Genomic DNA, 12,224 nt, shown 5'->3' with positions numbered 1-12,224 from the left:
ACTCCATGGTGGGTCAGGCCCTTCCGCACAGCGGGCCCTCGAGCACGGGTTTCGTCGACAAGCCGCGGGCCGCGGCCGCGGTCCGCGAGTTCCTCGCGGCGATCGGTGAGGACCCGGACCGCGAGGACCTCCTGGAGACGCCGATGCGGGTGGCCAAGGCCGCCGAGGAACTGTTCGCCGGGATGCACACCGATCCGGCGGAGGTGCTCTCCAAGACCTTCGACATCTCCCACGATGAGCTGGTCCTGGTCCGCGACATCGAGGTGCAGTCCTTCTGCGAGCACCACCTGCTGCCCTTCGTCGGGGTGGCCCATGTCGGCTACATCCCCTCCAAGGACGGCCGGGTCACCGGGCTGAGCAAGCTCGGCCGGCTGGTCGACTGCTACGCCAAGCGGCCCCAGGTCCAGGAGCGCCTCACCACCCAGGTGGCCGACGCCCTGGTGCGGTACATCGGCGCCCGCGGCGTGATCGTGGTGGTGGAGTGCGAGCACATGTGCATGACGATGCGGGGGGTCCGCAAGCCAGGGTCCCGCACGGTGACCTCCGCGGTGCGCGGCATCCTGCGCGATCCGGCCACCAGGGCCGAGGCGATGGGGCTCATCACCAACGGGTGACCCGCGCCGGGTTTCCCGGATGGAGCCGCGAGTCGGCATGATGAACCCGTGATTGACGTCGATCCCCGAGACAGCGCGCCGCACCCGGCGCGAACCCTCGTGATGGGTGTGGTCAACGTCACCCCCGACTCCTTCTCGGACGGCGGGATGTGGCTGGACCCCGACGATGCCATCAGCCATGCCCGCGGTCTGGTCGACCAGGGGGCCGACATCGTCGACATCGGCGGGGAGTCGACCCGTCCCGGGGTGGCCCGGACCCCGCAGGCCGAGGAGCTGCGCCGGGTGGTGCCGATCGTCTCCGCGCTGGCCGACTCCGGGGCGGTGATCTCGGTCGACACCATGCGGGCCGAGGTGGCCCGGGCGGCCATCGGTGCGGGAGCGCAGATCATCAACGACGTCTCGGGCGGTCTGGCCGACCGCGGGATCCTCCCGGTGGTGGCCGACGCCGACGTCGACTATGTCGTGATGCACTGGCGCGGTCCCTCGGCGACGATGCAGAGCGTCGAGCTGACCCACTACGACAATCTGGTGGGCGACGTCGTGGCGGAACTGTCCGAGCGGGTGGCGGACGCCGAACGGGCCGGCGTCGCGCGCAGCCGGATCATCGTCGATCCGGGAATCGGATTCTCCAAGAACGGACGGCAGAACTGGCGGCTGCTGCAGGCGATCGACACCGTCCAGGAGGCCTTCGCCGATCTGCGGCTGCTGTGGGGGGTCTCCCGCAAGGGGTTCCTCGGCGGCCTGCTGCACGACCCGGATCCCCGGCCGCCGCTGGGCCGCGACGCCGCCACCCAGGCACTGACCTGCTGGTGCGCCGCCCACCACGCCTGGGCGGTGCGCACCCACGAGGTTCGCGGGAACCGGGACGCCTGCGAGGTCTTCGCCCGGCTGCGGGTCTCGGAGGGGGCCTGAGGCCCGGCCCCCCGGGGAGGGGACGACACCGGCGACCCCGGTGGTGCTCGGGGGCACGGTAGCCTCGCAGCATGGACACTCGCGACGACATCGGGCACATCCGCCTGAGCGGGATCACGGCGATCGGCCACCACGGGGTGCTGGACTCCGAGAAGCAGAACGGCCAGCCCTTCGTCGTCGACGTCGACCTGTCCGTACCCCTGGAGACCCGTTCCGACCAGCTGAGCGACACCGTCAACTACGCTGTGCTCGCCCAGGGAGTGGTCGAGGAGATCCAGGGAGAGCCGGTGGATCTCATCGAGACCCTCGCCGGCCGGATCGCCGACCGGTGCCTTGCCGCCGCCGGCACGACGCCGTCGGTCGGGCAGGCCGTCGAGGTGACGGTCCACAAGCCTCATGCTCCCGTCGGTGTGACACTGAGCGACGTCGCGATAGTCATCAGGAGGAATCGGACATGTCAATGACGAGGGACACCGAACCCAGGATCGACGTGGAAACCCTGGGAACCATGCGGGCGCTTCGAACCGTGGTGTTCAGCCTGGGCGCCAATCTCGGTGACACCATCGACACCCTTCAGGGGGCCGTCGACCTCATCTGCGAGACGCCGGGGGCAATGCCGGTGGGGGTCTCGCCGGTGTATCTCACCACCCCGGTCGGCAAGGCCGATCAGCCCGACTTCCATAATCTGGTGCTGGTCGTCGAGTCCACCCTGGAGCCTCGGACCCTGTTGGAGCGCGGCCTGGCCATCGAGGACGGCTACGGACGCGAGCGCCTCGAGGTGAACGGTCCGCGGGTCATCGACGTCGACCTCATCCAGGTCGGTCACCAGCGCATCGACGAGCCCGATCTCAAGCTTCCCCATCCGCGCGCCTTCGAGCGCGCCTTCGTGCTGGTCCCCTGGGCCGACGTCGAGCCCGACGCCGAGCTCGAGGGCCGTGGCCCGATCGCCGACCTGCTCTCCGGCATGGACACCTCCGGGGTGCGCAAGGTCGGCCAGGAGGTCACGCTGTCGTGACGCGGTCGTTGCCGCCCCTGGAGGATCCGCCCGAGCCCGAGCCCAGCGGGGATCTGCGTCCCACCGACCGACGTGCCGTCGTGGTCGCCGCCCTGTGCGGGGCGGTGGTCGGCTGGTTCGTGCTCAGCGTCTTCTTCCTCACCGAGGCGATGGTGCCGATCCTGCCGTGGTCCCTGCCGGTGATCCTGGCCGTGGTCGCCATCGGGGTGTGGATCGATGCCCGGGTGCTGAGCAGGAAGGTCCACGACCCGCACCGGGAGGTCTCGCCGACCGAGGGGCTGGTGAGCCTGGCCCTGGGCAAGTCCGTGGTGCTCACCGGGGCGGCCCTGGCGGGGGCGTGCATCGTCTACATCATCACCTTCGTGCGCCAGGTGGCCATCCCCTATCCGCGCCAGAGGGTGATCACCGGAAGCGTCACCGCGGTGGTCTGCGTCCTGCTGGGACTGGCCGGATGGGTGCTGGAGAGGGCCTGCCGGGTGCCTCCGGACGGTGAGGCCCGTCACCGCGAGGGTGCAGATCCGGGCCGTGCGGGCGGCGACAGTCAGCCGGCACACTGAGAACAGCCGAAGAGAATCCGAAGAATCGGGGTTCGCTGGGCGACGTGTCGGGCGTTTGGGGACGGACAGTAGTGAAATGTCCCGGCACATCTTGTTAGGATTGCCACCGTGAGTGGCGCACAGGGGAAACGAATCAGCAAACCGTCCAGTGATCGTCGCGGGGTTCTCGCGATGTTGATAGTCTGCACGGTCCTTGCCGTGGCGTGTGCAGTGATCCCCTCCATCTGGGCCGCTCGAGCCGGGGTCCTGGTGGCCCTGGTGATGGCCTGGGTGTCGGTGCTGATGGCGTGGCGCGAGATGGAGAGCATCCGCACCGCTCACCTCGCCGAGCTCAAGGCGATCCGCCAGGCCTCGGTCAAGGAGGAGCAGCGCCACCACAAGGAGTCGATGGACATGATCGACACCTTCGCCAACCGGGTGGGCATCCTCTCCAAGTCCCTGTCCGATACTCGCGGAAAGCTCGATCGCGCCGAGAATGAGCTGTCCACCCTGCGCGGCGACAAGGCAGCCCTTCAGTACAAGGTGGCCGCCGGGAACAAGAAGGTCAACGCCCTGGAGTCGCGGGTCGCCGAGCTCGAGACCGAGCTGGCCGGCATTCTTGCCGACGCCGAGGCTGGTCGCGTCGTCGACCTGCCGGGCCGCACCCTCGCCGACGCCGGTGTGCCGAGCGCGGGAGAGATCTGGGAGACCGGATCGGTTCCCACCGTCGTCGACATGTCTCGCGTCGACTTCCCCGGCGATGATCAGGTGGAGCGCAAGCACGCCTGACCCCCACAGACCACTCGAGAAGGGCTCCCCGGCCACCGGCCGGGGAGCCCTTCTCCTGTTCGGGTCTGGATCCCTTGACCGGTGTTCTGACAGGGGCGCACCAGTGAGAACGCCAACGGCGCCGCGCCGCACGCAGACGCTCCCGGGTGGCTTTCCTCATTCACAGCAGGCCGTGGTATCGGAAGCCTGAAATTTGGCCACAGCATGGAAACGGTGGGATGATCCCTGCCGGGCTCTGCGGAGTTCGTGATTCGCGTATCTGAACTGGTGATACCCGGACAGCCTGAGCGAGGGCTGTGATGCCGTCGCAGAATCGGAGATGGGCTGGTTCAGCGCTTTGAGCCGGCATCTTCGGGTGTACCCTCCGCTGTTAGCGTTTTAGGGTATTCTCCTGGCAAGTGAACACAATCGGTGAAATATTTCTGTAATCGGCTTGAAAACTGGACCCCTTAATCCTTAACATTGCAGCAGATCGGTCGGGAGGGGGAACCAGGGCCCGATCGTGTTGGTCAGAACTTTGGAAGGAACACCATGGCACAGAGGATTCGTGTTGACCTTGTCGACGATATCGATGGCACTCCCGCCGACGAATCAGTCGCTTTTGCTGTCGATGGCGTGAACTACGTCATCGATCTTTCGGCTGCAAACGCGCAGAAGCTGCGTGACAGCCTCGCGGTGTGGATCGGAGCGGCCCGCCGTACCGGTGGTCGTCGCAGCCGTGGGCACCGCCCCTCCGGCGGCCCGACCGCCAACGAGATCCGTCAGTGGGCCCAGGGCGAGGGCCTGGAGGTCTCGGCCCGTGGCCGGGTCTCCAATGAGGTGCGCGCCGCCTACGAGAAGGCTCACCTGTGATCCGACGGTCCTGAACGACCTGTGCTGCGCCGGCGACCCGACAGGGTCGCCGGCGCAGCTGCGTCCCCCCACGCCGGTCCCGCGCCGGTCCCGCGCCGGTCCCGCGTCCGTGCCCCTGCCGCCGGGTCCCCGGTGAGGAGACCAGGGGAGAAGGAGGAGTCTCCCAGCGGATCGGGGAGGGGGCGCCAGACCGCCTCGATCCGGGCTCAGAACCGGTCTGCACGGCGTCGTTGCGCGGCCGGCGAACGACGGGACTCAGGTCCTGTCAGGGGGGCGTTACTAGACTGTCCAAGACAGCGGGTGTCCCTTCGGGGTCGCCCGGGTCCCGTCACAAGGAGACTTCATGTTCGAACGGTTCACAGACCGGGCACGTCGGGTCGTCGTCCTGGCCCAGGACGAGGCCAAGGCCCTGAACCACAATTACATCGGCACAGAGCACCTCCTGCTGGGTCTTATCAGCGAGGGGGAGGGAGTTGCCGCCAAGGCGCTCGAGTCCCTGGACATCTCGCTGGAGGCAGTCCGGGCCCAGGTGGAGGAGATCATCGGTCACGGCAATTCGACGCCGACCGGCCATATTCCTTTCACTCCTCGAGCCAAGAAGGTCCTGGAGCTGAGCCTGCGCGAGGCTCTCCAGATGAACCACTCGTACATCGGCACCGAGCACATCCTGCTAGGCCTGATCCGCGAGGGGGAGGGCGTTGCTGCCCAGGTGCTGATCCGCCTGGGGGCCGATCTCAACACGGTGCGCAACACCGTCCTGCAGCTGCTGCAGGGCTACCAGGGCACCGACAAGGAGGCGGCCACCGCCGGGGCTCCCGATGTGGGGCCGGCGGCCTCCTCGGGCACCGTCCTCGACCAGTTCGGCCGCAACCTCACCCAGGCTGCCAGCAATGGCGAGCTGGATCCGGTGATCGGCCGTGAGAAGGAGATCGAGCGGGTGATGACGGTGCTGAGCCGTCGCACCAAGAATAATCCCGTTCTCATCGGCGAGCCCGGAGTCGGCAAGTCGGCCTGCGTGGAGGGTCTGGCCCAGGCGATCGTGCGGGGCGACGTCCCCGAGACGCTGCGGGACAAGCAGATCTACAGCCTCGATCTCGGTTCCATGGTGGCGGGTTCCCGCTACCGCGGCGATTTCGAGGAGAGGATGAAGAAGGTCCTCAAGGAGATCAAGACCCGCGGCGACATCATCCTGTTCATCGACGAGATCCACACCCTGGTCGGTGCGGGTGCCGCCGAGGGAGCGATCGACGCCGCCAGCATCCTCAAGCCGATGCTGGCCCGCGGCGAGCTGCAGACGGTCGGTGCGACCACCCTCGACGAGTACCGCAAGCACATCGAGAAGGATGCCGCTCTGGAGCGCCGGTTCCAGCCGATCCAGGTTGCCGAGCCGTCGATCCCGCTGACGATCGAGATCCTCAAGGGGCTGCGCGACAAGTACGAGGCGCACCACAAGATCACGATCACCGACGAGGCCATCTCCTCGGCGGCGAATCTGGCGGCCAGGTACGTCCAGGACCGCTTCCTTCCCGACAAGGCGATCGACCTGATCGACGAGGCGGGCGCCCGGATGCGGATCCGTCGGATGACCGCGCCGCCGGACCTGCGCGAGGTGGACGACAAGATCGCCCAGGTGCGCATCGAGAAGGAGGCCGCGATCGACGCTCAGGACTTCGAGCGCGCCGCCGGCCTGCGGGACGACGAGAAGAAGCTGATCGTCGAGCGCGACCGCAAGGAGACCGAGTGGAAGAACGGTGACGACTCCGCCCCGGCGGTGGTCGGCGAGGAGGAGATCGCCGAGGTGCTCTCCAGCTCCACCGGCATCCCGGTCTTCAAGCTGACCGAGGAGGAGTCCACCAGGCTGCTCCACATGGAGGAGGAGATCGGCAAGCGGTACGTCGGCCAGGAGGAGGCCGTCAAGGCCCTGTGCCGGTCGATCCGTCGTACCCGCGCCGGCCTGAAGGATCCGAAACGTCCGATGGGTTCGTTCATCTTCGCCGGGCCCTCCGGCGTCGGCAAGACCGAGCTCACCAAGGCGCTCACGGAGTTCCTGTTCGACGACGAGGATGCTCTCATCACCCTCGACATGTCGGAGTACTCCGAGAAGCACACGGCGTCTCGGATGTTCGGTTCCCCGCCAGGATTCGTCGGTTACGAGGAGGGTGGACAGCTCACCGAGAAGGTGCGCCGCAAGCCGTTCTCGGTGATTCTGTTCGACGAGATCGAGAAGGCTCACCCGGACATCTTCAACTCGCTGCTGCAGATCCTCGACGAGGGCCGGCTCACCGATGCCCAGGGCCGGGTGGTGGACTTCAAGAACACGGTCATCGTGCTCACCACCAACCTCGGTACCCGCGACATCTCCAAGTCGGTGAACCTCGGCTTCTCCAAGGCCGGGGACGAGGAGTCCAGCTACGAGAAGATGAAGTCCAAGGTCACCGAGGAGCTGAAGGGCCACTTCCGCCCCGAGTTCCTCAACCGGCTCGACGAGATCATCGTCTTCCACCAGCTGTCCCGCGAGGACATCCTGCGGATCGTCGACCTGATGATCGGCCAGCTGGAGGAGCGGATGGGCGACAAGGACATGAGCGTGGAGGTCACTCCCGCCGCCAAGTCCCTGCTCGCCGATCGGGGCTTCGACCCGTTGATGGGCGCCCGGCCGCTGCGCCGGACGATCCAGCGCGACGTCGAGGACCCGCTCGCCGAGAAGATCCTGTTCGGCGAGGTCAAGCCGGGCCAGATCGTGCTCGTTGACGTCGCCCCGGAGGGTTCCGAAGAGCCGTTCACCTTCACCGGTACGGCCCGCGAGGAGCTCCCCGACGAGGTGCCCGCCGAGCTCACCAGCGGAGCCGGCGACTCCGACTCCCGGGAGTCCTGAGGTCTCCCCGGTGCCGTAGCACGACAGCTCAATGAGTGGGCCCCCACCAACAGGTGGGGGCCCACTCGTGGTGTGTAGGGGATCGCGTTCACGTCGGGGTGATGGCCGATAGGGTGCTGCCGTGGCCAGAAATGAACCCTGGAGTGACACTGAGAATGCGGTGACGGTGCGCGCATACCTCAACATGCTGGAGCAGGAGCTGACGGGTCAGCATTATTCGAAGACGCAGTATCGGCGCGAGGTTGCTGAGCGGATCGGTCGTTCGGAGGCCTCGCTGGAGTGGAAGTTCCGAAACGTGTCCGCGGTACTTGCCGACCAGAGGTGCGTCTATGTCCGCGGATACAAGCCGGCTGTGAACTATCAGGATTCCCTGGCCGATGAGGTCGCCCGACAGGTCCGTGGACGACCAGATTTCTTCCACAAGATGGATACGGCCGTCGACCGCGATGCTGCGGATCTCCTCGACTTGAACTGGACCGACTCGGTCATGCCTACGGAGGTCCTGATTACGGATGGTCCGCATCGGCTTCACACTCGTGGGTATCACACGGATTACGTGGCTCGAGAGGCGGCGAACAAGAGTCTGGGTGATCGTGGAGAGAGAGCGGTCGTTCGTCGGGAACGCAGCATCCTTGAGGCGGCGGATCGTCGAGATCTTGCTGAACAGGTGCGCCACGTCAGCCTTGAGGACGGCGACGGCTGGGGCTACGACGTGAAGTCTTTCGAACCGAACGGGGAAGAACGCCATCTGGAAGTGAAAACCACTCGGCAGTCCATCAACTGGCCCATGATCGTCTCGAGGCACGAGGTTCGAGTCAGCGAGAGTAAGCCAGAGCACTACGTCTTGATGCGGCTGTACAACTTCGGGGATGGCACGGGCTACTACGAGCTGCACGGGGCGATCAGTGCCACATGCGATCTCGACCCGCTCGACTATTTGGCTCTACCGAAGGCCGGCGCCGCCTGAGCGGCGGCACCATCGACGTTGCTGAGGCCGGTGTCCCTCACCCTCGGTTCACCCCCGGTGCTGCTTCGGTCCTGTCAGGGGCGGGCGGTAGGTTGGCAGGCATGACTTCTGAGCCCGTGATGTGCTGCCCCGGCGGGACCTGTCACCACTCGTGCGCCCGGGGGAGGGTGACCGTCCGATGATTCAACTCGACTGGGTGGCCAAACCCTTCGGCGCCGGGGACATCGCCGGCGACGGCACCAAGAAACTGCTCGGCACCAGCGTCGCCACGCCCAGCCTGCTGCTGCGCGAGACCGCCCAGAACAGCTGGGACGCCCGCACCGACGGGGTTGTCCCCGAGTACCAGATGCGTTTCCGGCGTCTGACCGGCCAGACCGTCTCGGTGCTGCGCGACAACGTCTTCGCCGAGGCCAGCCCGACCTCCGGACTCACGGCAGCCCTGGGCGCCGACTCGATGGAGGCCATCGAGATCCACGACCGCGGCACCTCGGGCCTGGGCGGACCCACCAACAACGACTCCCAGGTCGGTCAGGACGACTCCACCAACTACCGCGACTTCGTGCTCACCGTCGGCGCGCCCCGCGGCCGCTCCCTGGGCGGCGGCACCTACGGGTTCGGCAAGTCCGCGGCCTTCCGCGCCTCCAGCTGCGGCACGCTGGTGATCTGGACCCGCATCCAGACAGCCCCCGGACAGTTCGAGGAGCGGTTCATCGCCGCCGCCGTCACCTCCAGCTTCCTGATGGACGCCAAGCGCTACACCGGCCAGCAGTGGTGGGCGCTGCGCTCGTCCGACGGCCATCCCGCACAGGTCCAGCCGGTTCTGGGGGCCGACGCCCACGCCCTCGGCGAGGCGGTCTTCGAGCGGGGATTCGGTCCCACCGAGACCGGCACCTCCCTGCTGCTGCTCGCCCCGGTCTACGACGACGGCCGCCAGGCCTTCATCGCCGAGGCCTGCACCGCGGTCCCGGTCAACCTGTGGGCCAAGCGTCTGGCCGACCAGGCCGAACGGCGACAGATGACGATCAGCGTCGTCGTCGACGGCGAGCCGGTGCACATCCCCGAGGCCGCCGACTCCCGGGTGCTGGCCGCCAAGGAGGCCTGCCTGGAGGCGGTGCGAGCCGCCCAGGCGACCGCCGAGGACCCCGAGCCCGCTCACTCCTCGGCCGCCGGCCTGGTGACCGTCGAGGAGATCTGGTGCCGCAACCCGAAGAAGCTGGTCGGTCACCTGGGGCTGGCCCCGTGCGCCGTGCCGCCGGGTGACCCCTTCAAGTCCGCCGAGAACCGCGTCACCCTGATGCGCAACTCCGCCGAGCTGGTCGTGGAGGACCGCGAGTACCCCAACTACCGCAACATGATCGGTGAGTGGGTCGGCGTCTTCAAGCCGGTCCCCGAGATGGATGCCGACTTCTCGGCCGCCGAGCCGCCCACCCACGACTCCTGGAACCCCAGCGCCCTGGAACCGGCCCAGAAGCGGCTGGTCAACACCGGGCTGCGCCGCATCGGCGAGGAGGTGCGCACCTTCCTGGCGCCGGCCGACGCCGTGGAGGCCGAGCAGCCCGCCGAGGCCGCCAGCCAGCTCGCCTCGGCCCTGGGAGTCCTCGCCCGGCCCGTCTCGGGCTCCCGCAAGTCCGCCGGTAGGCGCAGGGGCGGCAAGGCCAAGGATGTCCGCGCCCGCACCTCGAAGGTCGAGGTGCTCGGCTACGAGCTGGTCCCGCCCTCCGAGCACGGAGACCCGACCATCGCGGTGACCCGGTTCACCCTGCACGCCCGCTCCGACGGCCAGTACGTGCAGGTCACTCCCACACTCGACATCGGGATCGACGGGCGTTCCTCGTTGGGCGACTCCGACGAGATCTACATCTCCGCGTGGCAGACCTCCGAGGGCACCCGCTACGACTACGACGGGATCCGGGTCCGGGCGGGGGAGACCTTCACCGCCGACGTGAGCTATCCCGACGGGGTCGCCATCGACTGCAGTTTCCTGGGAGAGGACGCCTGATGAGAGTTCAGCCATTCCGGGCGGTGAGCCCGGCCGCGGTGAGCTGCTCGGTGCCCGCCCTGCTGCTCGACGGCCAGCGCACCGGACCCGACGAGAGACCGGTCGACTGGACCTACATCTCCGACTTCGCCATCACCGGCCAGATGTCCATCGACGCCGCTCGGGTGGCCGCCGAGAGCGGCCTGAGCGCCGACGACGGGATGACCCGGCTGCTCGCCGTGCTGCGGGTCGACTGCCCCTCCACCGGACGTCGGTTCCTGTGGGCGGCCCCCATCGGACCCGACCACCCCGCCGCCGAGATCACCGTCAAGGTCCCCGGCGGCACCGCCGCCCAGGACCTCGAGGTGCGCTACGAACTGGTCCTCGACGGACCCGACGGGATCGCCCCCGACAACCGCGCCGCCTACCTCAAGGGCAGCCGGCTGTTCACCGGCGAGGAGCCCTTCCGGTTCACCCTCGAGGGGGACGACGCCGTCTTCCCCGTCGAGGCCGTCCGGTTCCGCGGCGGGGAGTTCCCCCGCGACGCCGCCTGGCTGGTGAAGTTCTCCGCCGACGATCTCAACGCCCCCTTCCTCGGCTCGGTGAGGCTCTTCGTCAACAAGGATCACCCGGCCGCCGAGGCCCTGCTGGGAGCCGACAACAGCATCGCCCAGCCGATCATCATCCGCGACATCCTCACCCAGATGCTCGTCTCGGTGGCACTGACCGCCGGCGACGAGGCACTCGACGAGTTCGACGAGGGCAGCACCGGCGCCTGCCTGGAGGAGCTGTGCGCCAGCTACCTCGACACCACCCTGCGCGGGGCCGTCGACGTGCTGACCAGAGATCCCGGACGCCTCCTGGCGCTGCTGCAGGCCGGGACCGGATTCCTCAAGGAGTTGAAGTGAGTTCCGTCGTCATCCCCCGGCTGCGCGCCGGGGAGGCCATCCAGCTGCTCGCCGATCACGCCCGCCGACTCGGCGAGGGCACCACCGCCGACTACCTGGTCGACACCAGCCGGATCTCCACCGACGATCCCGGTGCCGGACCGCTGCCCGACTCCCAGCAGGTCGACGCCTGGCGGGAGGCCATCGTGGCCCGCCTCACCGGCTTCGACCTGCACACCAAGGAGGGTCGCGACGGCTACGGCATGGAGCTCGGCCGGGCGATCGCCGAGGTGATCGACCCGATCGGCTCCGACGCCTCCCACGACGGCGTGTGGTCCTACCTGTCCCTGCGGGTGCTGCCGGACGTCGTCCTCGCCCGATGGCCCGGGGAGACCATCGTGGGGGAGCTCAGGCTTCCCGCCGACCGGTGGATCGGCGCCCAGAGCGGCAACCAGGACCGCAGCTACCTCAAGCAGTCCTGGCGGCGCTGGCAGATCCTCGGACCGGTGATGGTCGACGCCGACCCGCTGTTCGGCGAGGCCGAGTTCGCCGCCATGCTGGGCCGGCCCTCACTGGCCCGCGACCAGCGTCTGATCCGCCAGGCGGCCACCGCGATCCTCAGCTACGGTGCCGGCCAGCCCGGCGGACGCTCCGAGTTCGCCCGCAAGTTCATGGCGCTGATCGCCGCCCGCACCGGATCGATGCTGCTGGACATTCTCAGCGACGAGGAGCTGCGCGACTTCGTCGAGGAGGAGGCCTCCAGCATCGTGCGGTCCAGGGCCCGTCGAGGGGTCTGACC

General features: G+C 68.1%; 12 protein-coding genes. All 12 read left to right on the top strand.

Going from position 1 to position 12,224, the window contains the following annotated elements; genetic code table 11:
- Nucleotides 1–5: 5 nt before the first annotated feature.
- Nucleotides 6–614, top strand: coding sequence for a GTP cyclohydrolase I FolE (gene folE / locus H590_RS14305; RefSeq protein WP_036980618.1), 609 nt, complete (start codon nucleotides 6–8; stop codon nucleotides 612–614).
- 102 nt (nucleotides 615–716) lie between these two features.
- A complete protein-coding gene (gene folP, locus H590_RS0101645; RefSeq protein WP_414973661.1) occupies nucleotides 717–1,526 on the top strand; it encodes a dihydropteroate synthase in 810 nt (269 codons plus the stop codon).
- A 71-nt stretch (nucleotides 1,527–1,597) separates the two neighbouring features.
- A complete protein-coding gene (folB, locus tag H590_RS0101640; protein WP_028702180.1) occupies nucleotides 1,598–1,990 on the top strand; it encodes a dihydroneopterin aldolase in 393 nt (130 codons plus the stop codon).
- The gene (gene folK, locus H590_RS0101635; RefSeq protein ID WP_028702179.1) at nucleotides 1,981–2,541 is read left to right on the top strand and encodes a 2-amino-4-hydroxy-6-hydroxymethyldihydropteridine diphosphokinase; all 561 of its coding nucleotides are present in this window, start codon (nucleotides 1,981–1,983) and stop codon (nucleotides 2,539–2,541) included. Before folB ends, folK begins: the two co-directional genes overlap by 10 nt.
- Nucleotides 2,538–3,098: a DUF3180 domain-containing protein gene (locus H590_RS14300; RefSeq protein ID WP_051238057.1), complete on the top strand. Its 561-nt coding sequence runs from the start codon at nucleotides 2,538–2,540 to the stop codon at nucleotides 3,096–3,098. Before folK ends, H590_RS14300 begins: the two co-directional genes overlap by 4 nt.
- A gap of 171 nt (nucleotides 3,099–3,269) precedes the next feature.
- A complete protein-coding gene (locus tag H590_RS0101625) occupies nucleotides 3,270–3,866 on the top strand; it encodes a cell division topological specificity factor MinE (RefSeq protein ID WP_232020913.1) in 597 nt (198 codons plus the stop codon).
- 531 nt (nucleotides 3,867–4,397) lie between these two features.
- Nucleotides 4,398–4,718: a histone-like nucleoid-structuring protein Lsr2 gene (locus tag H590_RS0101620; RefSeq protein ID WP_028702177.1), complete on the top strand. Its 321-nt coding sequence runs from the start codon at nucleotides 4,398–4,400 to the stop codon at nucleotides 4,716–4,718.
- 343 nt (nucleotides 4,719–5,061) lie between these two features.
- A complete protein-coding gene (locus H590_RS0101615; RefSeq protein ID WP_028702176.1) occupies nucleotides 5,062–7,593 on the top strand; it encodes an ATP-dependent Clp protease ATP-binding subunit in 2,532 nt (843 codons plus the stop codon).
- Between the two features lie 121 nt (nucleotides 7,594–7,714).
- Entirely contained in the window at nucleotides 7,715–8,560 is an 846-nt protein-coding gene (locus H590_RS14295; protein WP_071161686.1) for a protein NO VEIN domain-containing protein, read from the top strand.
- A 178-nt stretch (nucleotides 8,561–8,738) separates the two neighbouring features.
- The gene (locus H590_RS0101605) at nucleotides 8,739–10,559 is read left to right on the top strand and encodes a hypothetical protein (protein ID WP_028702175.1); all 1,821 of its coding nucleotides are present in this window, start codon (nucleotides 8,739–8,741) and stop codon (nucleotides 10,557–10,559) included.
- Nucleotides 10,559–11,446 carry a hypothetical protein gene (locus H590_RS0101600; protein ID WP_028702174.1) on the top strand — a complete coding sequence of 296 codons (888 nt, stop codon included), beginning with the start codon at nucleotides 10,559–10,561 and terminating at the stop codon, nucleotides 11,444–11,446. Before H590_RS0101605 ends, H590_RS0101600 begins: the two co-directional genes overlap by 1 nt.
- Nucleotides 11,443–12,222, top strand: a complete 780-nt coding sequence (locus tag H590_RS0101595; RefSeq protein WP_028702173.1) for a DUF6339 family protein — start codon at nucleotides 11,443–11,445, stop codon at nucleotides 12,220–12,222. Before H590_RS0101600 ends, H590_RS0101595 begins: the two co-directional genes overlap by 4 nt.
- Nucleotides 12,223–12,224 lie beyond the last annotated feature (2 nt).

It is taken from the genome of Acidipropionibacterium jensenii DSM 20535 (genome assembly GCF_000425285.1).
Lineage (GTDB): Bacteria > Actinomycetota > Actinomycetes > Propionibacteriales > Propionibacteriaceae > Acidipropionibacterium > Acidipropionibacterium jensenii.
The sequence above is the reverse complement of the archived record's forward strand: the minus strand, read 5'-3'. Positions and strand labels throughout refer to the sequence as shown.

Bases quoted from the DNA above. Each gene is read 5' to 3' on its own strand.
- folK (WP_028702179.1), top strand. From the start codon at position 1,981: ATGTCAATGACGAGGGACACCGAACCCAGGATCGACGTGGAAACCCTG.
- folP (WP_414973661.1), top strand. From the start codon at position 717: ATGGGTGTGGTCAACGTCACCCCCGACTCCTTCTCGGACGGCGGGATG.
- folB (WP_028702180.1), top strand. From the start codon at position 1,598: ATGGACACTCGCGACGACATCGGGCACATCCGCCTGAGCGGGATCACG.
- H590_RS0101605 (WP_028702175.1), top strand. From the start codon at position 8,739: ATGATTCAACTCGACTGGGTGGCCAAACCCTTCGGCGCCGGGGACATC.
- H590_RS0101625 (WP_232020913.1), top strand. From the start codon at position 3,270: ATGTTGATAGTCTGCACGGTCCTTGCCGTGGCGTGTGCAGTGATCCCC.
- folE (WP_036980618.1), top strand. From the start codon at position 6: ATGGTGGGTCAGGCCCTTCCGCACAGCGGGCCCTCGAGCACGGGTTTC.
- H590_RS0101620 (WP_028702177.1), top strand. From the start codon at position 4,398: ATGGCACAGAGGATTCGTGTTGACCTTGTCGACGATATCGATGGCACT.
- H590_RS0101615 (WP_028702176.1), top strand. From the start codon at position 5,062: ATGTTCGAACGGTTCACAGACCGGGCACGTCGGGTCGTCGTCCTGGCC.
- H590_RS0101600 (WP_028702174.1), top strand. From the start codon at position 10,559: ATGAGAGTTCAGCCATTCCGGGCGGTGAGCCCGGCCGCGGTGAGCTGC.